Origin of the sequence: Amycolatopsis umgeniensis, from assembly GCF_014205155.1 — a bacterium.
GTDB lineage: Bacteria > Actinomycetota > Actinomycetes > Mycobacteriales > Pseudonocardiaceae > Amycolatopsis > Amycolatopsis umgeniensis.
Genome location: NZ_JACHMX010000001.1, coordinates 1,690,384 through 1,710,325 on the forward strand (window position 1 = coordinate 1,690,384; position 19,942 = coordinate 1,710,325).

General features: G+C 68.9%; 24 protein-coding genes. 14 read left to right on the top strand and 10 right to left on the bottom strand.

Annotated features, from left to right (window positions below; genetic code table 11):
- Positions 1-41 precede the first annotated feature (41 nt).
- Positions 42-740, bottom strand: a complete 699-nt coding sequence (locus HDA45_RS07370; RefSeq protein ID WP_184893100.1) for a methyltransferase domain-containing protein — start codon at positions 738-740, stop codon at positions 42-44.
- Between HDA45_RS07370 and HDA45_RS07375 the strand changes: the two genes are divergently transcribed.
- Positions 733-1,149 (top strand): helix-turn-helix domain-containing protein, encoded by a 417-nt coding sequence (locus HDA45_RS07375; RefSeq protein ID WP_246480646.1) that lies wholly within the window; start codon positions 733-735, stop codon positions 1,147-1,149. The two genes, HDA45_RS07370 and HDA45_RS07375, sit on opposite strands and share 8 nt — an antisense overlap.
- Before the next feature lie 24 nt (positions 1,150-1,173).
- On the opposite strand, the gene HDA45_RS07380 is transcribed toward HDA45_RS07375, so the two are convergent.
- From HDA45_RS07380 to HDA45_RS07390, 3 genes are read right to left on the bottom strand one after another with little or no spacing between them, the layout of a single operon-like run.
- Entirely contained in the window at positions 1,174-1,749 is a 576-nt protein-coding gene (locus tag HDA45_RS07380; protein ID WP_184893102.1) for a DUF305 domain-containing protein, read from the bottom strand.
- Between the two features lie 47 nt (positions 1,750-1,796).
- Complete coding sequence (locus HDA45_RS07385) at positions 1,797-2,168, bottom strand: DUF6153 family protein (protein ID WP_184893104.1); 372 nt, start codon at positions 2,166-2,168, stop codon at positions 1,797-1,799.
- Positions 2,169-2,187: 19 nt separating this feature from the next.
- Positions 2,188-2,559 (bottom strand): ArsR/SmtB family transcription factor, encoded by a 372-nt coding sequence (locus HDA45_RS07390; RefSeq protein ID WP_007030039.1) that lies wholly within the window; start codon positions 2,557-2,559, stop codon positions 2,188-2,190.
- Positions 2,560-2,635: 76 nt separating this feature from the next.
- Between HDA45_RS07390 and HDA45_RS07395 the strand changes: the two genes are divergently transcribed.
- Positions 2,636-3,613: a cation diffusion facilitator family transporter gene (locus tag HDA45_RS07395; protein WP_184893106.1), complete on the top strand. Its 978-nt coding sequence runs from the start codon at positions 2,636-2,638 to the stop codon at positions 3,611-3,613.
- Entirely contained in the window at positions 3,610-4,656 is a 1,047-nt protein-coding gene (locus HDA45_RS07400; protein WP_184893108.1) for a DNA glycosylase AlkZ-like family protein, read from the top strand. Before HDA45_RS07395 ends, HDA45_RS07400 begins: the two co-directional genes overlap by 4 nt.
- Here HDA45_RS07400 and HDA45_RS07405 read toward each other — a convergent pair.
- Complete coding sequence (locus HDA45_RS07405) at positions 4,649-5,806, bottom strand: epoxide hydrolase family protein (protein WP_184893110.1); 1,158 nt, start codon at positions 5,804-5,806, stop codon at positions 4,649-4,651. The two genes, HDA45_RS07400 and HDA45_RS07405, sit on opposite strands and share 8 nt — an antisense overlap.
- A gap of 78 nt (positions 5,807-5,884) precedes the next feature.
- Here HDA45_RS07405 and HDA45_RS07410 point away from each other — a divergent pair, with 78 nt between their 5' ends.
- The gene (locus tag HDA45_RS07410) at positions 5,885-6,271 is read left to right on the top strand and encodes an NUDIX domain-containing protein (protein WP_184893112.1); all 387 of its coding nucleotides are present in this window, start codon (positions 5,885-5,887) and stop codon (positions 6,269-6,271) included.
- A gap of 325 nt (positions 6,272-6,596) precedes the next feature.
- Here the strand turns inward: HDA45_RS07410 and HDA45_RS07415 are convergent, their stop codons facing one another.
- Positions 6,597-7,892, bottom strand: a complete 1,296-nt coding sequence (locus HDA45_RS07415) for an MFS transporter (protein ID WP_184893114.1) — start codon at positions 7,890-7,892, stop codon at positions 6,597-6,599.
- Between the two features lie 80 nt (positions 7,893-7,972).
- Between HDA45_RS07415 and pdxR the strand changes: the two genes are divergently transcribed.
- The 5 genes from pdxR (at position 7,973) to HDA45_RS07440 (ending at position 12,148) form a co-directional block, all read left to right on the top strand.
- Complete coding sequence (pdxR, locus tag HDA45_RS07420; protein ID WP_184893116.1) at positions 7,973-9,415, top strand: MocR-like pyridoxine biosynthesis transcription factor PdxR; 1,443 nt, start codon at positions 7,973-7,975, stop codon at positions 9,413-9,415.
- A gap of 111 nt (positions 9,416-9,526) precedes the next feature.
- The gene (locus tag HDA45_RS07425; protein WP_184893118.1) at positions 9,527-9,970 is read left to right on the top strand and encodes a single-stranded DNA-binding protein; all 444 of its coding nucleotides are present in this window, start codon (positions 9,527-9,529) and stop codon (positions 9,968-9,970) included.
- Positions 9,971-10,054: 84 nt separating this feature from the next.
- Positions 10,055-11,083, top strand: a complete 1,029-nt coding sequence (locus HDA45_RS07430; RefSeq protein ID WP_343072017.1) for a polyprenyl synthetase family protein — start codon at positions 10,055-10,057, stop codon at positions 11,081-11,083.
- A gap of 36 nt (positions 11,084-11,119) precedes the next feature.
- Positions 11,120-11,428, top strand: a complete 309-nt coding sequence (locus tag HDA45_RS07435; protein WP_184893122.1) for a cupin domain-containing protein — start codon at positions 11,120-11,122, stop codon at positions 11,426-11,428.
- A gap of 93 nt (positions 11,429-11,521) precedes the next feature.
- The gene (locus HDA45_RS07440; RefSeq protein ID WP_184893124.1) at positions 11,522-12,148 is read left to right on the top strand and encodes a TetR family transcriptional regulator; all 627 of its coding nucleotides are present in this window, start codon (positions 11,522-11,524) and stop codon (positions 12,146-12,148) included.
- Here the strand turns inward: HDA45_RS07440 and HDA45_RS07445 are convergent.
- Positions 12,138-13,088: a hypothetical protein gene (locus HDA45_RS07445; protein WP_184905402.1), complete on the bottom strand. Its 951-nt coding sequence runs from the start codon at positions 13,086-13,088 to the stop codon at positions 12,138-12,140. The two genes, HDA45_RS07440 and HDA45_RS07445, sit on opposite strands and share 11 nt — an antisense overlap.
- A gap of 312 nt (positions 13,089-13,400) precedes the next feature.
- Here HDA45_RS07445 and HDA45_RS07450 point away from each other — a divergent pair, with 312 nt between their 5' ends.
- Positions 13,401-14,270: a hypothetical protein gene (locus HDA45_RS07450; protein WP_184893126.1), complete on the top strand. Its 870-nt coding sequence runs from the start codon at positions 13,401-13,403 to the stop codon at positions 14,268-14,270.
- Here the strand turns inward: HDA45_RS07450 and HDA45_RS07455 are convergent.
- Positions 14,267-14,830 (bottom strand): hypothetical protein, encoded by a 564-nt coding sequence (locus HDA45_RS07455; RefSeq protein ID WP_246480648.1) that lies wholly within the window; start codon positions 14,828-14,830, stop codon positions 14,267-14,269. The genes HDA45_RS07450 and HDA45_RS07455 overlap by 4 nt on opposite strands.
- Positions 14,831-14,887: 57 nt before the next feature.
- The gene (locus HDA45_RS07460) at positions 14,888-15,400 is read right to left on the bottom strand and encodes a mycothiol transferase (protein ID WP_184893128.1); all 513 of its coding nucleotides are present in this window, start codon (positions 15,398-15,400) and stop codon (positions 14,888-14,890) included.
- 100 nt (positions 15,401-15,500) lie between these two features.
- Between HDA45_RS07460 and HDA45_RS07465 the strand changes: the two genes are divergently transcribed.
- From HDA45_RS07465 to recQ, 3 genes are read left to right on the top strand one after another with little or no spacing between them, the layout of a single operon-like run.
- Positions 15,501-15,848: an ArsR/SmtB family transcription factor gene (locus HDA45_RS07465; RefSeq protein WP_184893130.1), complete on the top strand. Its 348-nt coding sequence runs from the start codon at positions 15,501-15,503 to the stop codon at positions 15,846-15,848.
- A 9-nt stretch (positions 15,849-15,857) separates the two neighbouring features.
- A complete protein-coding gene (locus tag HDA45_RS07470) occupies positions 15,858-16,694 on the top strand; it encodes an SMI1/KNR4 family protein (RefSeq protein WP_184893132.1) in 837 nt (278 codons plus the stop codon).
- 48 nt (positions 16,695-16,742) lie between these two features.
- Entirely contained in the window at positions 16,743-18,575 is a 1,833-nt protein-coding gene (recQ, locus tag HDA45_RS07475; RefSeq protein WP_184893134.1) for a DNA helicase RecQ, read from the top strand.
- On the opposite strand, the gene HDA45_RS07480 is transcribed toward recQ, so the two are convergent.
- Entirely contained in the window at positions 18,572-18,790 is a 219-nt protein-coding gene (locus tag HDA45_RS07480) for an Rv0909 family putative TA system antitoxin (protein WP_184893135.1), read from the bottom strand. The genes recQ and HDA45_RS07480 overlap by 4 nt on opposite strands.
- Positions 18,791-18,954: 164 nt before the next feature.
- Here HDA45_RS07480 and add point away from each other — a divergent pair, with 164 nt between their 5' ends.
- The gene (gene add / locus HDA45_RS07485) at positions 18,955-19,929 is read left to right on the top strand and encodes an adenosine deaminase (protein WP_184893137.1); all 975 of its coding nucleotides are present in this window, start codon (positions 18,955-18,957) and stop codon (positions 19,927-19,929) included.
- Positions 19,930-19,942 lie beyond the last annotated feature (13 nt).

The following is a 19,942-nucleotide window of genomic DNA, read 5'->3' on the forward strand; positions in this document are numbered from 1 at the left end:
GGAACCCAAGAACCCCGTCGCCGAATATCGGCAACAGCCGCTCAAACCACTCCACAAGCCAAAAACTGCGTCACAGCAACAGAACCCCCAGCCTGCTCGGCCGACCAGATCTCCCCCTCCTCCAAGGAAATCGCACCCATCCGAACGGCCACCTCCACCAACCCGCGCGCAAAGGACTCCCCTCCAAGGAAACCGACGACTCCCTCCACCGAAATCTCACGGAACCCGCTCCCGGCAAGCAGCCGCCGAAACCCTCGTGCGGCCCGAGGAGCGACGATCACCGAAGCGCGGGCGCGTACGATTTCCCTTGTCAGAGCGGGATAAGCGGAATCGATCACCAGCGCCTCCCAGTCGTGCCCGGACAGAACGATCCGCCCGCCCGGGAGCAGAACCCGGCGCGCTTCCACGAGAGCGAGCTCCGGCTCCGCCAGTTCATGGAACACCTTGTCCGCCCGATACCCCGCGAAACCGACGTCCACTGGCAACGCGTAGGCGTCTCCGACCAGGAAGTCCGTCTCTGGCGACCGTCGTCGGGCCTCGTCGATCATCTCGGGAGAGAGATCCACACCGACCGCGCGGAATCCCCGTGACGACAGTTCGGACGCGGCGAGTCCGGTGCCGCAGCCGACGTCGATCACCGCGGAGCCGGGCTCGAGCCGGAGCAGTTCGCAGGTCCGGGCCCGTAGTTCGGCGGCTCCCGGCAGGGCATCGGCGGCGTCGAGCCGCTGTGACATGGACATACCCACGATCGTCCGACTTAATGACGACATGAAGTCAAGCACCTTGAGCGTCGGCGAGGTCGCCGAGCGCTTCGGCCTGGCGACGCATGTCCTGCGTCATTGGGAGTCCGTCGGCCTCCTCGCGCCTGCCAGAGAAGGCGATCGGCGACGGTATGACGACGCCGATCTGTCTCGGATAGCGGTCATCCTGCGCTCGAAGGAGGCGGGACTCAGCCTCGAAGGCATCCGTGACATGTTCCAGAAGCCTGGAGCGCGGGACGAGGTTCTCAGGCGTCACAAGGAAGAGCTCACGCGACGTATCGCGGCCGCGCAGGCCTCGCTCGCGATCATCGACTGCGCCCTCGGGTGTGAGCACGACGATTTCACCCGGTGCGCACACTTCCGGGCGGCGGTGGCGCGGGCCGAGTGAACACTGCCCGCACCACCGTCCTGCTCAGCCGAGCAGGGTCCGCATCTCGGTGATCTCGGCTTGCTGACCGTCGATCACCTTCTGCGCCAAGGCTTTGACCTCGGCGTTACTACCCTGCTGCAGGGCGGTCTTCGCCATCGCGAGCGCGCCCTCGTGATGTTTGACCATCATCTCCAGCCACTGCTTGTCGAAGGCGGCGTCCTTGGCTTTGCCGAGTTCCGCGAGACCGTCCTCGGTCATCATGCCGTGCCCGGAGTGCTCGCCCGACGGCGTCACTCCCCAGCCTTTCAGCAATCCGGTCAGCTGCTGGATTTCCGGGTCTTGCGCCTGCTGGATCTTCGCGGCGAGATCGACGACCTTCGCGTTGCGGGTGCGGCCGTCGACGAGTTTCGCCATCGCGAGCGCCTGTTCGTGATGCGGGATCATCCCTTGCGCGAAGGTGACGTCGGCCTCGTTGTGCCCGGCCTGCTGCGGGTTCGGCACGTTCATCGTGGACGTCGTGTGCCCGCTGGAAGCGGTGTCGGAACTGGCGCATCCGGTGAGCACACTGAAGGAGGCCAGGGCGGCGAGAGCCGCCCCGACCAGTTTCCTGCTGGTCATGGTTCTTCCTCAACTAGATATCGGGCAGGGCGAGACGTGCTCGCCTGTCACACCCGCAGCACACAGAGGAAGGACAATCGCCGGAGAACCGGTCTCCAGCGAGGAGGATCACGGCCCGACGCCGAACCGGCGCCCCGGTGCGACTTCCACGTCACCACCGTCCGTCCACTTCGGACGAGCAGCCAGGTGACGATCAGCAACACGGCCGCGGCGAGCACCGCGAGACACAGGTGCAGTCCACTGTGTCCACCGTCGTCGTGCGAAGGCGTGTCCGCGCAACAAGGATCCGCCATCGCGACAGCGGAGTGCCCCGCGCCGTGGCCGGTCTCGGCGATGACGTGATGCATGCCGACCAGCCCCAGCGCCACCACGCACAGCAACAGCCACCGCAGGGCGGCCGGGTACGAGGACTGGGTCACGGCTCCACCGTAGCCGGATTCAGCGCGCCGCCGGCCGGTGGGGTTTCCCCGCCGAATGCAACGCCGGGATGTCGCGATCGATGTGGTCGGCATGGAACAACGCCTGCGCGAGCAGGCCGCGGACGTGGTCGTTGGCCGCCGAGTAGTAGACGAACGTCCCCTCGCGGCGCCCCTTGACCAGCCCGGCGAGCCGCAGCTTCGCGAGATGCTGGCTGACCGCCGTCGGCGCCGCGCCCGCCAGTTCCGCGAGACAGGCGACAGAGGACTCGCCCTGCAGAAGCGCCCAGAGGACCTTGATCCGCGTCGGATCGGCGAGCAGCCGGAACGTCTCCGCGGCCAGGTGGACCTGTTCCTCGGTGGGCATCTCGAAATCCGGAACCGACTCGTGCATACCGCGACGATACCCGCTACTCTTCTGCCTGCGTATCTGCATGACTGCGCAGATAGCATGACAACAAGGCGGGGAAATGACCGGGCACGGACACAGTCATGGCCACAAGCCGGGGAAGAGCCGCCTCCGCCATCTCCTGACCCCGCACAGCCACGACCGCGTCGACACCGCGCTCGAGACCAGCAAGCGCGGCGTCCGCACACTGATCTGGTCGTTCGCCGCCCTGTTCGTCACGGCCGTCGCGCAGCTCGCGCTCGTACTGGTCACCGGTTCGGTGGCCTTGCTCGGCGACACGATCCACAACTTCGCCGACGCGCTGACCGCGGTCCCGCTCGGCATCGCCTTCCTGCTCGGCCGCCGCGCGGCCACCCGCCGCTACACCTACGGGCTAGGGCGCGCCGAAGACCTCGCCGGCGTGCTCGTCGTCCTGCTCATCGCCGCCTCGGCCTTCCTCGCCGGGTACGAGTCGGTCGAGCGGCTGCTCGACCCACGTCCGGTCCGGCATCTGTGGGTCGTCGCCGCGGCGGGGGTCATCGGCTTCGCGGGCAACGAACTCGTGGCCCGGTACCGGATCACCGTCGGCCGCGAGATCGGGTCCGCCGCGCTGGTCGCCGACGGGCTGCACGCGCGCACGGACGGCTTCACGTCGCTCGCGGTCGTGCTCGGCGCCATCGGGGTCGCCTTCGGTTTCCCGCTGGCCGACCCGATCATCGGCCTCGCCATCACGGTCGCGATCCTGTTCGTCCTGCGCGACGCCGCCAAGGAGGTCTTCCGCCGTCTGATGGACGCCGTCGACCCCGCCGACGTCGATCGCGCCGAACGCGCGGCAGCCGAGGTCCCCGGTGTCCTCGGCACGAGGGATCTGCGGATGCGCTGGATCGGCCACAGCCTGCGCGCGGAACTGGCGGTGTCGGTCGCGGCCGAGCTGACCGTCACCGAGGCGCATCACCTCGCCCATCACGTCGAGCGACGGCTGCGCGAGGTCCTGCCGCGGCTCGCGGAAGCGGTCGTGCACACCGAACCGGCGCACGCTCATGAGATCGTCAACGGGTGACGCTGTCCGACAACGACATCCGCGCCGTCCGCACCCGTGCGCAACGGCTCGATCCGCCCGCCGACGACGTGCCGTCCGTGGCCCGGTCCGTCGCCGCGATCCAGGCGCAGTCGAGTCCCGCCGCCAGGCTCGCGATCCGTGTCCGCAGCCGGGGTCTGACAGCGCAGGACATCGACGCGTCCCGCGAGGTGGCCCGCACCTGGCTGATGCGCAAGACGCTCCATCTGGTCCCGGCGGCGGATCTCCGCTGGCTGAACCGGTTGTTCGGGCCGCGCAACGTCAAGGCGGGTCAGGGACGCCGCGGGCAACTGGGCCTCACCGACGAACTCTGCGAGCGCGCACTGCAGCACCTCCAGGATCTCTTGTCCGGCAAGGCCCTCACCCGGCAAGAGATCCTGGACGGCTTGGCGGCCGGCGGCATCGCGCTCGACGCGAAGTCCCAGGCGCCCGCCCACCTCCTGGCGTACGCGGCCAACCGCGGTTTGCTCTGCCGCGGCCTGGACGCCGGAGCGGAGCCGACGTACGTTCTCCTCGACGAGTGGCTCACCGAGGACGACACCCCGGCCGAACCGCGAACGGAACTCGCCCGCCGGTACCTGACCGCGTACGGCATCGCGACGGCCGAGGACTTCGGCGCCTGGTCCGGACTCCCGCTCGGGCTCTGCCGCGAGGCTTTCGGCGCGCTGGACCTCGTGCCCGCGGGCAGCGGATTCGCCCTTTCGGAGACCGACCTGTCCGCTCCCCCGTGTCCCCCGCGCCTTCTCGGCGCTTTCGACACCTATCTTCTGGGCTACCGCGACCGCGATCTGCTCCTCGACCCGGCCGAGGCGAAACGCGTCAACTCCGGCGGCGGGATGATCGCGCCCACCGTGCTGGTCGACGGCAGGATCGCCGGAACCTGGCACACCAAGCGAACCGCGAAGCAGACGAAGGTCGTCGTCGAGCCCTTCACCACGCTTTCGCGGTCCGCCATCACCGGACTGGAGTCCGAAGTGGACGATTACGGCCGCTTCCTCGGCGAAGCGGCCGTCCTCGTCATTTGAGCGACCGGAAGAACTCCCGCACGTCCGCGACCAGGATCTCGGGCTCCTCCAACGCCGCGAAGTGCCCACCGCGATCGACGTCGGTCCACCGCACGATCGTGTGCGCGTCCTCCGAGTACCGCCGGATCCCGACGTCGTGCGCGAAGATCAGCGCCGCCGTCGGCACCCCGGAGTTCTTCTCGACGGCTCCCCAGGTTTCCGCCTGCGCGTACCCGACGTACGCGGACGAGGCGGCCGTGCCGGTCAGCCAGGTGAACATGACGTTGGTCAGCAACCGGTCCCTGCCGATGATCTCCTCCGGCAGAGTCGGGCGCGGATGCGTCCACTCGCGGAATTTGTCCATGATCCAGGCCAATTGCGCGACCGGGGAGTCCACCAGCCCGTAGCCCAGGGTCTGCGGCCGCGTCGACTGGATCGAGATGTACCCGAACTCTTCCTGCATGAAGGCTTCGATCCGCTTGATCCGATCGCGCTCGATGTCGCTGAGCGAGGCGAGTTCCTCGTCCGGCATCGACATCGGGGGCATCGGCGTCAGTCCTCCGTTGACGTGCACACCGATCACCTTGTCCGGCGCGACCCGGCCCACCTCCGGCGACACGGAAGCGCCGAGGTCGCCGCCCTGCACTCCGTAGCGTTCGTAGCCGAGCCGCCGCATGAGCTCCGCCCATGCCCGGCCGATCCGCGGCATCGTCCACCCGGAATCCGAGACAGGGCCCGAGAAACCGAAGCCGGGCAGCGACGGGATCACGAGGTGGAACGCGTCCCGGCTCTCGCCACCGTGCGCCTTCGGGTCGGTGAGCGGGCCGATGACGTCCAAGAACTCCACCACCGAACCCGGCCAGCCGTGCGTGAGGATCAGCGGCGTCGCGTCGGCTTCGGGCGAGCGGACGTGCAGGAAATGGATGTTCTGCCCGTCGATCTCCGTCGTGTACTGCGGAAATCGGTTGATCTCGCGTTCGGCGGCACGCCAGTCGTAGCCGTCGCGCCAGTATTCGGCGAGTCCGCGCAGCCACGCCACGGGCACCCCGGTGTCCCAGCCGTCGCCGGGGAGCGGAGCCGGCCAGCGCGCGCTGTCGAGCTTCGCGTGCAGTTCGTCCAGCTGGGCCTGGGGGACGTCGAGGCGGAAGGGGCGGATCCCGGTGTTTTCCATGACGCCGACGTTAGGAGCAATTGCGGACAGGTCCGGTCCTCGATCGGAGAAGGACTGCGAATACGGGAAGATGCGCGGGTGACGGACAAGTACTTGGCCTACGGCAGGCTCATCCGCGGCGGGAAGATCCTGTTCATCCGGCGGCGGCCGGGATCCTTCCTCGGCGGTCACTGGGAACTGCCGGGCGGCACCGTCGAGCCGGGCGAGCGGCCCGCGGAGACCGTGGTCCGCGAGTTCGCCGAGGAGACCGGGCTGACCGTCCGGGTCGCCGGCGAACGCGGCACGCACAGCTGGGACGACGTCGAGGGCAGGCCGATGCGGATCCACGCCACGGTGTACGCGCTCTCCGAAGAGGAGCAGGCCGAGGTCGTGCTCGATCCCGAGGAACACGACGCCTTCACTTGGTACACCAGGGAAGAAGCCGTCGGGCTGGACCTCGCCGATCACTTCCGCGAAGCACTCTGATCCGGGACCCGTCCCGGATGGGCATCTCTACGCTCCCGGCATGCTCCGACACGTCTTGGGCTCTCTCGGCACACTCCTTCTCGTGGCGGGCTGCGGTCCGGACTCGCCCGAGCCCCCGAAACCCGCCGACGGCGGCGATCTGACAGCCTGCTCCGACGGTCTGTGCGAGGTCAGCGCGCCGGTGGGCGGCAAGATGACGCTTCCCGAGCGGACGAGGGTCCGCTCCGTGACCGTTCAGTCCATCGAGGGTGACATCGTCGCGCTGATCGCCCGCGGCATCGGGCCACGGCAAGGCGGAAGCTGCACCGGCAAGAGGTGTGAAGCCTCAGCGAAGGGCTCCGACTTCAAGGCCATGCTCGGGCCGGGCAGCGGCGTCACCTACAACGACCTCGCGATCGACCTGCTGGGCATCGGTGACGGCGCCGCCATCCTCCGGATCAAACCGCTGTGACCTCCGCTCCGCCCAGCGGACGGCGGGTGCGGTGAGCGCGCCGGCCAGCAGGAACAGGGCGCCCAGCACCACCCAGCCCGCCGCGCCGCCCACCAGGATCAGGCCGGTCAGCAGCACCGGGCCGAGCATGCGGGCGATGGCCGTCCCGGCACCGAAGAGCCCTTGGTACTGGCCCTGTTTGCCGTCGGGCGCGAGACCGAAGCCGATCTCCCACGAGCCCGCCGCCTGCGCCATTTCCCCCACCACCTGCAAGGCGGCGCCCGCGAGCAGGACCAGCGCCGCCGCCCACGCGGAGTCGCTCATCGCGGAGAACGAGAAGATCAGGCAGGAGACGAAAAGCAGCAAGCCCGCGTACCGGGCGTACCGGGAGGCGCTGCGCAGACCGGTCACGCCGCGCGCCACCCGCACCTGGAAGACCACGACGCTCGCCGTGTTGAGCACCAGCATCGCCGAGACCAGCCAGCTCGGGGCCGCGGTCCTGGTCGAGATCCACAGCGGCAGGACCAGGCTGAACAGCGGCATGTAGAGCAACATGATCATGTTGAGCAGCGCCAGCAGCGCGTACGGGCGGTCGCGGAGGACGGCCACGGACGGCTCGCCGGTCCGCACCGGCGCTGGAGCCACCGAAGGCACCTTACGGAGCACGAGAGTCGCGGTGACGAAACTCAGCGCGTCGATGACGAGGACGGTCAGGAAGGCTTCTCGCGTCCCGACCGCCAGCGCGATCCCGCCGAGCGCCGCGCCGAGCGCGATGCCCGCGTTGGACATCGCCTGCAGCCGCGCGCGGAACGTCGTGCGCTCGGCAGGGTCGATCAGGCCCGCGAGCAGCGCCTGCCTCGCCGCACCGAGGCCGCATTGGAAGCAGGCGTAGACGCAGGCCGCGATCACGAACGCGACAGCCGAGCTGACGAAGAGGAAGGCCGTGACCGACGCCGCCGTGCCGAGTCCCAGCAGGACGGCCGTTCCCTTCGGCCCGCGACGGTCGGCCAGATGGCCCAGCGCGATCCCGGCCACCGAGCCGACCGCCCAGCCCACGGTGAGGCCGAGGCCCACCTGCGCGGGCGAGAGCCCGACGATCACCGTGAAGTACAGGGCCGAGCTGACGTAGTACGCGCCGTCGCCGACGGAGCTGATCAGCTGGGCCAGTGCCAGTCTCTTCGAGGACTCCATGGACTCAAGTTAGGCGCCGGATTGGCCATGTCCCAGTTCCAATATCCGATATTTCGGTTGGGCCAATATAGACTCGGCGCGTGCCGTTCCACATCAGCCTCGACGGTCACACCGACCTGGCCGCGCGGATCTACCGCCAGCTCCGCGACGGAATCCTCGACGGGCGCCTGCGCTCAGGGGAACGCCTGCCGCCGACCAGGGAACTGGCCCGCGAACTCGACGTCTCGCGCAACACCGTCGCGGTCGCCTACGAACGTCTCACCTCGGAGGGGTTCCTCAGCAGCCACGTAGGGCGAGGGACGTTCGTCAGCGCCGATTCCGTGACCCGCGCGGATCGCTCCGCTCCGGCGGGTGCCGGAGTTCGGCCGTCCGCACACTGGCGTTCGCTCCCGCCGCCGCTCGGCGCCGACCGGTCCGCACCGGCCTTCGACTTCCGCGTCGGCGTCCCGGATCCGGCCTTGTTCCCGCTGCAGACCTGGCGACGGCTGGTCAGCCAGGCACTGCGGCCCTCGTTGCTGCCTCCGTCGGGATACGCCGACCCGGCCGGGCTCGAAGCCCTGCGGGTGGCGATCGCCCGGCACATCGGCGCCGCCCGATCGGTGCGGGCGGGCGGCGAGGACGTCCTGGTCACCCAAGGGGCGCAACAGGCCCTCGATCTGATCGGCCGGGTCCTGATCGAGCCCGGCACGCGGGTCGCCGTCGAAGACCCCGGATATCCCCCGGCCGCGCGGCTTTTCACCGCCCTCGGGGCCCGGGTCGAGAAGGTACCGGTGGACGACGAAGGCCTCGACGTCACCGCACTCGCCAGGGGAACCCGCTTGGTCTACACGACACCGTCGCACCAGTTCCCGCTCGGCACGCCGATGTCGCTCTCCAGGAGAACTGCGTTGCTGGCGTGGGCGGAACGGAACGACGCGGTGATCGTCGAGGACGACTACGACAGCGAGTACCGGTTCTCGGACCGTCCTCTCGAGCCGCTCCAAAGCCTCGATCGCGACGGCAGGGTGCTCTACGTCGGGTCGTTCTCGAAGACGCTGCTTCCCTTGCTGCGTCTCGGCTTCCTCGTCGCTCCCGCTTCGCTGCGCCCCGCGTTGCGGCAGGCGAAGCAGCTGATGGACTGGCACGGCGACCTCGTCACCCAGGCGGCGCTGGCGAGCTTCATCGACGAGGGCCTGCTCGCGCGCCACGTGCGCAAGGCAACCCGTGAGTATTCCGCGCGCCGGGACCGGATCCTGGCCTTCGTCCGTGACGAGGTACGGGACGTGCTGGAGATCGTCCCTTCGAGCGCCGGGCTCCACCTGTGCGCACCGCTCGCTCCACATGCGACGGTCACTGTGGACGGTGTCGTCGCGGAAGCGGCGCGGACCGGGGTGGCCGTCGAAAGTCTTTCCACGTACGGGGGAACGCGCGGCGGGCTGGTCATCGGCTACGGCCTGGTCGGTTCGGATCGGATCGACGAAGGGCTCGCCCGGCTCGGAGAGGGCATTTCGTCCGCGGGGATGTCGTCACCGGCCCTTTCGTGACCTCCGATCGCCGCGGGCCGTCCGAAACTGTCGTACCCCGGTGGTCTCCTCTTCCCAGGCGACAGCGGGCCCCGGCCGGGGCCCGCGCGCGGAATCGAGGAGGAAAGTGTCATGGCCGGAGAAACGGTGCTCACGGTGGTCGGCAACCTGACGACCGACCCGGAACTGAGGTTCACCCCGTCGGGAGCGGCGGTCGCGAACTTCACCGTCGCGTCCACGCCGCGCGTGCTGGACCGCGAAAGCGGGGAATGGCGCGACGGAGACCCGCTGTTCCTGCGCTGCTCACTGTGGAAGCAGGCGGCGGAAAACCTGGCCGAGTCCCTCACCCGCGGCACCAGGGTGATCGTGCAGGGCAGGCTGAAGCAGCGATCGTTCGAAACGAAGGAAGGCGAGAAACGGACGGTGGTGGAACTCGACGTCGACGAGATCGGCCCGTCGCTTCGCTATGCCACGGCGAAGGTGAACAAGGCGGGCCGTAGTTCGGGCGGCACCCCGTCGGACGGCGCGTGGGAGCGAACGCCGGTGGCCGCCGGGAGCCCGGAGCCGCCCTTCTGATCTCGCGATTTCCCTCCCGGGAGGGAACGATCTCCCCCGCGCGCGCCATGCGGCCTCGTGCCGTCGGCTCGGATGCTGGGGGTCGTGAACACGACGACGATCGTCACGGAACTCGGGCTGGATCCGGCCGACGAGCGGCACGCGGCCTTCGCCGCCGAACTCCGCACCGGCCTGTCCCAGGTCGAAGACAGACTTCAGGAGGTGTTGCGCAGCCCCGGTCTTCCCGCTCTCACCGAAGCCGCCACCCATCTCGTCCGCGCGGGCGGGAAACGGCTCCGGCCCTTGATGGCGCTGGCCGGAGCGTCGTTCGGCGGCGGGTGGGACGAGGCGATTTCGGCGGCGGTACTCGTCGAGCTCGTCCATGTCGCGACGCTCTACCACGACGACGTCATGGACGAAGCGCCGATGCGGCATGGGGTGAAGAGTGCGAATTCCTTGTGGGGAAACAAGAAAGCCGTTCTGATCGGAGACTACGTGCTCGCCCGCGCGGCGCGGGTCGGCGCCGGCCTCGGCGATTACGCGCTGCGTGCGCAGGCGAAGACGTTCGGCAGGCTCGTCCGGGGCCAGTTCCTCGAGACCACCGGGCCGTTCGAAGACTGCGGACGGCACGCGCCCTACGAACACCACATCCAGGTGATGGCCGACAAGTCCGCGTCGCTGATAGCGATGGCGGGACGGCTCGGCGCGCAGGTGTCGGGCGCGGATGAGCGGATCGTCGAAACGTTGGATCAGTACGGCGAACTGATCGGAGTCGCGTTCCAGATCTCCGACGACGTGCTCGACATCTCCGCGTCCACCACCGACCTCGGCAAGTCGGCGGGCACCGACCTCCGCGAAGGCATCGTCACCCTGCCGATGCTCCATGCGCTCGACGACAGAGGGTCCGGAGCGGCACGGTTGCGCGAAATCATCGGGCACGGGCCGGTTTCCGATCCCGCGCTCCGCGATGAGGCGCTCGGGCTCCTGCGCGGCTCCGCCGGTGTCGATCGCGCGCTCGCCGAAGCCCACGGCTACGCCGCCAAAGCCCGGGACCTCGCGCTCGGTCTCCCCGACCGTCCGGCCAGAGCGCTGCTCATCGGTCTTTCGGCGTTCGTGGTCGACCGCGGCGAATAGGCCCACGACGTGCGCGGCCGGGGTTAGGGTGGCGGCATGACCGCCGAAATATCGGAGAACGTCGAAGGCCGCGACATCGGCTCCGGAGTCTCGATCATCCGCGAGCGGACCGACGTCGACGGTTCCGGACCGAGGTTGCACCAGCACCCGTACGCCGAGACGTTCGTCGTCATCCGCGGCCGGGCCAGGTTCACCATCGGCGCCGCCGAACGCGAAGGCGGGGCGGGTGATGTCCTGGTCGTCCCCGCGGACACACCGCACAAGTTCGCCGTGATCGGCCCGGAAACCTACGAAGCCGTCCACATCCACGAGAGCGACCACTTCATCACCGAATGGCTCGAATAAATTCTGTCGAACGCAAGAAAACCCTTCCCGGGGCTAGAATCCGACGACGTGCTCGTGGCCGACGGGCACCCGAGACGACGGGAACCGGGAACTGTGACCGACGTGGCGGACCGCAGCGGTGACCACACCCGCCAGGTGGACAGATTCGACCAACGACGTGCACAGCTGGCGATGTCGGCGCTGGTCACGTTGTCCGAATTGGGCTACGCGCGCACGAGCCTGCGGGAGATCGCGCAGAACTCCGAGTTCTCCCACGGGGTCCTGCACTACTACTTCCGGAACAAGGTCGAGCTGATCACCTACTGCGTCAAGCAGTACAAGGCCGAATGCGTCACCCGATACGACCGGATAGTCGAGACCGCGGAAACGGCCGAAGAACTGAAGCGGGCCTTCGGTGCCGCGACAGCGGCCACCCTGTGTGAAGACGCCCGGCTGCATCGGCTCTGGTACGACCTGCGCAATCAGAGCCTGTTCGAAAAGGTGTTCCGGGCCGACGTCCTCGCCATCGACGAGACACTCGAACTGATGATCTGGCGCATCGTCGCCCGGTACGCGGAGTTGGTGGACAAACCGCTGGATCTCACACCGTCGACGACGTACGCGCTCTTCGACGGTCTGTTCCAGCAAGGCCTGCTGAAACACCTCGCCGGCCGGGAAGACGCGGCGAGGTGCCTTCAGGATTCGGTCGAGCAGGTGCTGGCCCGCCTTTTCACCACTTGATGGTCGGATACCAGATGACGCCGGTCCGGCCGAGCACCCGCAGGTCCCAGTACAGCAGCGTGAACGTGCCCGCGACCAGCAGCGCCGCTCCGGTCACCACCGCGATCCTGGCGGGCTTCGCGAGCATCCACCGCTGCAGCCGTCCGCCCGTGCCGTGGGTGAGCAGCAGGAACAACAACGCCATCACCAGGATGTTGCCGACAGACTGCAGGGCGAACGCGGCGGCGCCGTAGAAGACGTTGTGGCTCTCGGCCGCGCTCCGGAACATCATCCGGAACAGCGGGAACGGCCTGCCGATGAGGAACCCGCCGATGAGCGCGCCCATCAGGACGAGCGGCGCGGGCGGGAACCGGCGGGCGAGACCGGCGATCGGATTGCGGACGAGGCCGACGGAAGCCAGTCCCAGCACGATGAACACGATCCCGATCACGCCGTAGACGATCATCGACTGGATGTTCCGCGGCGTGAGACCGCCCGGCGACGAAGCTGTCGAGAACTGGGGCATCCGCGTGCCGACGAGCGCGACGATGACGCCGTACACCACGGAGACGGTCAGCATGCCCGACGCGATCCAGCCCAGCGGCTTCAAGGTGTCGACGAGCTTCGGCCGCCCGGTGGTCTCTCCGCCGACAAGCGGGGCGACGGCACCGAACGCGGCGATGTTGCACGCGGTGAAGGTTCCGGCGAGCCCCGAGACGAACGCGAAGAACGTCCCGGCGAGCACACCGCCGATCGGGGTCTCCTTGGCATTGTGCCCCAGGAGGGTGTTGGCCACGCTGTCGCCGATCACACTGTCCACAAAGGGCGCCGACCAGATCACCGTCAGCGCGAAACCGGCGAGGACCGACCAGCAGACCACGCGCCACCGGTGTTCCGGATACGGGCCGGAGCCGAGGAAGTGCGGTCTAAGGGGAATGGGAGCGCGTTCGGTGACGGACATGCGTACCTCCAGCGGCAGCGGACTTCCCCCGGGACTCGTGCTCATCGTCGTTCCACCATCGGGGGCGCGCCACCTCCAAAGTGCCGATCTTCCCTTGGGCCGACCGGCTCCGGGCAATCCCCGGTTCACCGGTCCGGCGGGTGTCGCCGAACGAGCCGATCCGCTAGCACCTGGTCCACGAAGTCGAGCGGGTTCTCGAGGCACGGGCGGACCGCGGATCCTGACAAACACTCACGAAAAGGTGAGAGCCCTGGCGTTTCGTGGGATCGTGGTCGGACGAGAAATTTCCGACTAGTGCTCCTGCGGAGGACGATGGAGTTCGACGAGGTCGCGGACGAGCTCTACGCCGGCGATCCGGCCGTGTTCGTGTCGGTGCGCAACCAGCGGGCGAAAGAGGCCAAGGCCGCGGGTGACGCCGCTTTGGCCGAACGCATCCGCGCGCTGCGGAAACCGACGCTCGCGGCCACCATCCTCAACCGCCGTGCCGGTTCCCCCGAGCTGGAGGAACTGGCCAGACTGGGCGAGGACCTGCGGAAGGCGCATTCGGCGCTCGCCGGCGCGGATCTGCGCAAGCTCACCCGGCAGCGTCAGGATCTGGTGAACCGGATCCTGCAGGAGGAACGCTCGATGAGCGAACCCGTCGCCCGCGAAGTCGAAGCGACGCTCGAAGCCGTCGTCGCCGATCCCGAGGTGGCGGCGCTCGCGCTGGCCGGACGGCTGAGCAGCGGCGCGGACAGCGCGGGCGACCAGTGGCTGACCAGCGGATTCGCCCCGCAACCGAGGCGAGAGCCCGCCCCGGAAAGGGAAACGCCCGCCACGGTGTCGCATTTGGACGATCGGCGGAAGGCGAAACGGCGAGCCGCCGAAAAAGCCGAACAGGAGCGGACCGCCAAAGCCAGGGAAGAGGCCGAACGCGAGCAGAAGCGGCTGGCGGAGTTCAACCGGCTCCGGCGCGAGGCGGCCGATCTCGCGAAGGCCCGCAAGCAGGCCGAGATCGACCTCTCCCGCGCCGAACGCCGGGCCGAGAAGATCACGGAGAAGGCCAACGATCTCCGGCAGCGGCTCGCCGACGCCGAACTCGAGGAGGAGGCGGCGAACGGTGAGACCGCCGCCGCCCAGACCACCCTGGACGATCTGCGCGGCGAAGCGGAGCGGATCGACGAGGCCCTCGAACAGTTCTAGACCGGCTGGCGCCGGCGGGCCCGTGTGGCGGTCACCCGGCGTCCGTAGGCCGTCTTCCCGCCCGGTTTGTACACCGACAGCACCGTCATGGTCACGTACATCGTCGTGGACACGATGATCGGGTAGAAGCCGTCCACACGACGGCCTGCCGGGACGAACTCACTGTCCATAGTGGACGTGGCCGCCTCCGCCAGCTCGCGGAGCCCCGGCAGCAGGGAGAACAGCGTCAACCCGGCGGCGATCAGGGTCAGCACCAGTTTGATCGCGACCCAGTTGTACCGGACCAGTCCCCATTTCGTGCCGAGGCTGAGCACGATCCCGCTGAGCAGGGCGATCAGGCTGACCGGCAGCAGGAGGTAGCCGCCGACCTGCTCCATCATCAGGATGGCCGCGTGCTGGCGCCGGGGGTCTTCGGTGAACACCGAGGTGAAGGTCAGGACCGCGTTCACCAGGGTGATCGCGAGCCAGCCGACCGAGGAAACGACATGGACGAGCAGGGCGAATTTCCGCCACCGTGGGGTGAGCGTCATCGGCGGTCGCCGCACCGTGGAAGTACTCATGCGACCAGTGTTTCGCCGGGCGGCGCTCCCGTCGTCCGTCGTGGAGCGGCACCTCGCCTACGTATCGCGGAGTACGAGCCCCCGGACGTACGCGGCCTGTCCGGCGTGCTGGAGGTCGTCGGAAAGGACGCTGACCAGGCGCACCCCGAGGGTGACGGGTGGATCCCACGCGTCGTCGACGACCCTGTCGAGGTCGGCTTCGCCGAGGCCCGCGACCCAAGCCGTCGTCGCCTCGTGCACCGCGTCGTAGTACCCGGTCAACAGGTCCGCGGAGTCGACCCGGACCGCGTCGACGTCCTCGGGGCGATGTCCGTACCCGATGTCGGCCGCGGGGAACGGCAGCGCGAACCGGTCCAGCCAGCCCTGCGAGGTCCAGAGCTGCTCGGTGCCCATCAGATCGGCGACGTGATCGTCCTGCACCCGGGCCAGATGCCAGACCAGCCAGGCGATCGTGTTCGCCCCCGGCGCCGGGCTCGCGACCAGCTGCTCCGCGTTCAGACCCTCGACGGCCTCGTGCACGACCTCCTGGACCCGGCCAAACCCGTCGGCCACCACTTCGGCCAGTTTCATCGATTCCCCTTCCGGTGTCTCCGGCCCCACGATGCCACCGCGAGGTGACCCCGGCCTTGCAACCTTGACTTATATAAGCCCAGGCCGTGATAGTTGCCGGATGCACGCGTTCGACGTCCTGGGGGATCCGGTACGCCGCCGGATCCTGGAACTGCTGGCGGACGGGGAACTGAGTTCCGGCGACGTGACCGCGGTGGTCCGCGCCGAGTTCGGGATCTCCCAGCCCGCGGTCTCCCAGCATCTGCGCGTCCTGCGCGAGAACGGCTTCACCACCGTCCGCGCCGAGGGCGCGCGACGGCTGTACTCGGTGGATCCCGGCCCGCTCAAGGAGATCGACGGCTGGCTCGAGCAGTACCGGCGGTTCTGGACAGGGCCGCTCGACGCGCTCGCCACCGAAATCGCGCGCGGTCGCCGCGAACGACGGAAAGCGGCCGAGGAGAGCAACTAGGCTTTCCCCATGCGCAAGAAGTGGGGGCGCGCGGCGGTGATCGCCGCCGCGAGCGTCGTCATCGTGCTGGGTCTCGTTTTCGCGGTCACGGTGCGGAGCGGGCACGGCAAGGCCGCACAGTGGCTCTCCTCCGAGCCGCCGCCGTGGATCACACCGAAGACACCGGCCACCCCGTCCTACTCGACCGCCGCGCCCCCGCCTCCGACCCGGCGGACGTTGACCATCGACAGCGGTTGCCGTCTCGGGCAGGGCCCCGCCGCGCTCACCCCCGTCCCCGAGACCACCACCCGCCGGGTGAACGCCGCTTGGGACCGCGTCGAGCGCTGGCTCCGGGCCAACGCGCCGACGACGGCGGCTTCCCTCCGCCCGCCCGCCACGATCCAGCGGATCACCGAGACGCAACGGCAGGCCGGCGTCGCCCTTCCCGCCGAACTCGTCGCCTCCCTCCTGCGCCACGACGGCGTCACGGGCATCGGGGAGAGCTTCAGTCTTCCGCCGTTCAACCACCCCGCTTCCGCGGAAACCGTCGCGAGCGAGGCGAAGAGCCTGTGCGAAGTGCTGAAGTCGGCAGGAGACGAGAGCGTCGGCTACTGGTGGCACGGGCGGTTCGTGCCCATCGCCGTCTCCGGTGGCGGCGACGGGCTGTTCCTCGACCAGCGCACCGGCACCGGGCGGCTCGGCGAATGGGACCACGAGGGATCGGTGAACTTCGACCGGTGGCCCGCCACCCTGACGGACTTGCTGGAGCAGACCGCGACAGCCCTCGAAACGGGCGGGACGGTCCTGGGCGGCTACCGGGCGGTCGTCACCGGAAACCGGGCGCTGGACTGGGATTTCCCGCGCTGAGGTGCGCGGCCGCGTTCACTGTCGGACCCCGCCCCTAGAATCGTCCGGGTGGCAGCCCCCGACATCGGTACCTCGGAAGCCCTCGAAACGCTGAACCGCGTTTTCGGCTATGACAACTTCCGCGGCGACCAGCACGCCATCGTCGAACACGTCATCGCAGGCGGTGACGCGCTCGTCCTCATGCCCACCGGCGGCGGGAAGTCGCTGTGCTATCAGATCCCCGCCCTGGTCCGGCCGGGTGTCGGCGTGGTGATCTCACCCCTGATCGCGTTGATGCAGGATCAGGTCGACGCGCTGCGGAACCTCGGCGTGCGCGCGGGTTTCCTCAACTCGACGCAGGACTACGCCGAGCGCAACCGGGTCGAGGCCGCGTTCCTCTCCGGCGAACTCGACCTGCTGTATCTGGCCCCGGAGCGGCTTTCGGTCGAAGCGACCGTCCGGCTGCTCGACCGCGGCAAGATCTCGCTGTTCGCGATCGACGAGGCGCACTGCGTCTCCCAGTGGGGTCACGACTTCCGGCCCGACTACCTGATGTTGTCCGCGGTGCACGAGCGCTGGCCGGATGTGCCGAGGATCGCGCTCACCGCCACCGCCACCAAGACGACGCACGCCGAGATCGCGTCGCGGCTCAACCTCGAGGACGCGAAGCACTTCGTCGCGAGCTTCGACCGGCCGAACATCCAGTACCGGATCATCGGCAAGAACTCGCCGCAGCGCCAGCTGCTGGAGCTGCTGCGCACCGAGCACAAGGGTGACGCGGGGATCGTGTACTGCCTGTCGCGGAACTCGGTGGAGAAGACCGCGGATTTCCTGGTGGAGAACGGGATCCCGGCGGTGCCCTATCACGCCGGGCTGGACGCGAGGACACGTGCGAAGCACCAGTCGCGCTTCCTGCGCGAGGACGGGCTGACAGTCGTCGCGACGATCGCGTTCGGCATGGGCATCGACAAACCGGACGTCCGGTTCGTCGCGCATCTGGACCTGCCGAAATCCGTCGAGGGCTACTACCAGGAGACAGGACGCGCGGGCCGTGACGGGCTGCCGTCGACGGCTTGGCTGGCGTACGGCCTCCAGGACGTGGTCCAGCAGCGCAAGATGATCGACATGTCGGAGGGGTCCGAGGCGCACAAACGGTCGCAGAGCGCCCACCTCAACGCGATGCTGGCGCTGTGCGAGACGGTCGAGTGCCGTCGTGTGCAGGTGCTGACCTACTTCGGCCAGAAGAGCGAGCCGTGCGGCAACTGCGACACCTGCCTGGCGCCGCCGGAGACGTGGGACGGCACGATCCCGGCGCAGAAACTCCTCTCCACCATCGTCCGGCTGCAGAACGAGCGGCGGCAGAAGTTCGGCGCGGGGCAGATCATCGACATCCTGCTCGGCAAGTCGACGCCGAAGGTGACCCAGCACCGGCACGACTCGCTGAAGGTCTTCGGGATCGGCACGGAGCTGAAGGAGCCCGAATGGCGGGCCGTGGTCCGGCAATTGCTGGCACAGGGGCTCGCGGCGGTCGAGGGCGACTACGGCTCGCTCGTGCTGACCGAGGGCAGCGCCGAGGTGCTGAACGGGGAGCGGAAGGTCCAGCTGCGGCGTGAGCCGGAGCGGGTGGCGAAGGCCGCTGCCCGGTCCAGCGCGAAGAAGGCGGCGGCCGCCGACATGCCCGCCGAGGCGGCGCCGGTGTTCGAACTGCTGCGCTCGTGGCGAGCCGCGGCGGCGAAGGAGCAGGGAGTGCCCGCGTACGTGATCTTCCACGACGCGACCCTGCGCCAGATCGCCACCAAACGGCCCGCCACGCTGCAGGAGCTCGGCACTGTCAGCGGCGTCGGCGAGAACAAGCTCGCGAAGTACGGCGAGCAGATCCTCGAGACGCTCGCCGAGGCTTAGTGCTCGTAGGGGCGACGGGGCGGCCGTCCGGTCATCCCGTCGACCTTGCGCACCGCGCCGTCGATCTGGCTGTGGTACTTGCCCTTGGTCTTGCCGTCGACGAAGGTCGCCGCCTTGTTCACGACCTTGGAGACCTTCTCGGGATTTTTCCGCACGTAGGCGCGCACGGCCCCGGCGGTGCCGGCCAGGGCGGTCAACTTCCGCAGTAGAGCCACGATGGGTCCCTTTCCTCGGGGTCGTCTGGTTGTCCTGCTCAACGACCGATCATGGCCACCGGGTTCCCCGGAGCGCGCCAAATCACTCATTTCGGATATCGGCGCTGCTCAGCGTGGCGGAAAACCGGGAGCGCGGCCCCGCGCCGCCCGCTAGGTTCGAGCTCATGCGGGATCTTTCTCTGCTGCCCAAGGCGCATCTGCACGTCCACCTCGAAAGCACCATCCGGCCGGACACGCTCCGTGATCTCGGCGAGGCGAACGGCATCGCCGTACCCGCCGAACAACCCGTGTTCGACGGCTTCCGGGCGTTCGGCGACTACAACGGGCTGCTGCGGTCCTGCCTGCGGAAGCCGGAGGACTTCGAACGGGTGGCGCGCGAGTTCTGCGAAGACCAGGTCGCGGACGGCGTCCGCTACGCCGAGGTCACCTTCACCGCGGCGGCACACGGCGAACGGCTGGGCGAACCGGACATGCCGCTGGCGTCCGTCCTCAAAGGACTTTCGGCGGGTGCGGCGGAACACGGGCTCCACTGGCGGGTTCTCCTGGACCACTCGCGCCGCCGGTCGGTCGAACGCGCCCGGCTCACCCTGGATCTCGCCCGCCGGTACGCCCCGGACGGGGTGTTCGCGATCGGGCTGGCCGGGGAGGAGAAGTTCCCGCTCGCGCCGTTCGCGGGGATCTGCGACGAGGCCGAAGAGGCCGGGCTGCGCCTGATCCACCACGCCGGGGAGGACGCCGGACCGGCCAGCATCCGCGAGGCGCTCGAGATCGGGCACAGCGAACGGATCGGCCACGGCATCCGGATCCTGGAGGACGTCGCGCTGGTCGCCGAGGTGCGGGAACGCGGTATCGCGCTGGAGGTCTGCCCGTCTTCGAACGTGACGCTCGGGCTCGTGCCGTCGTTCGAAGAGCACCCGCTCCCCCGGCTGGTCGACGCCGGACTCGTCGTCACCCTCAGCACCGACGTCCCGTCGGTCACCGGGACCACCCTGACCGACGAGTTCCTGCGCACGCGGGAGGCGTTCGCCTACGACGATCTCGCGCTCGCCGGTCTCGCCAGGGCGTCCGTCGACGCTTCCTTCGCGCCCAGCGACCTGAAGCGTTCGATCCACGCGGAGATCGACGCCTGGCTCGCCTGACGCGGGTGGCCAC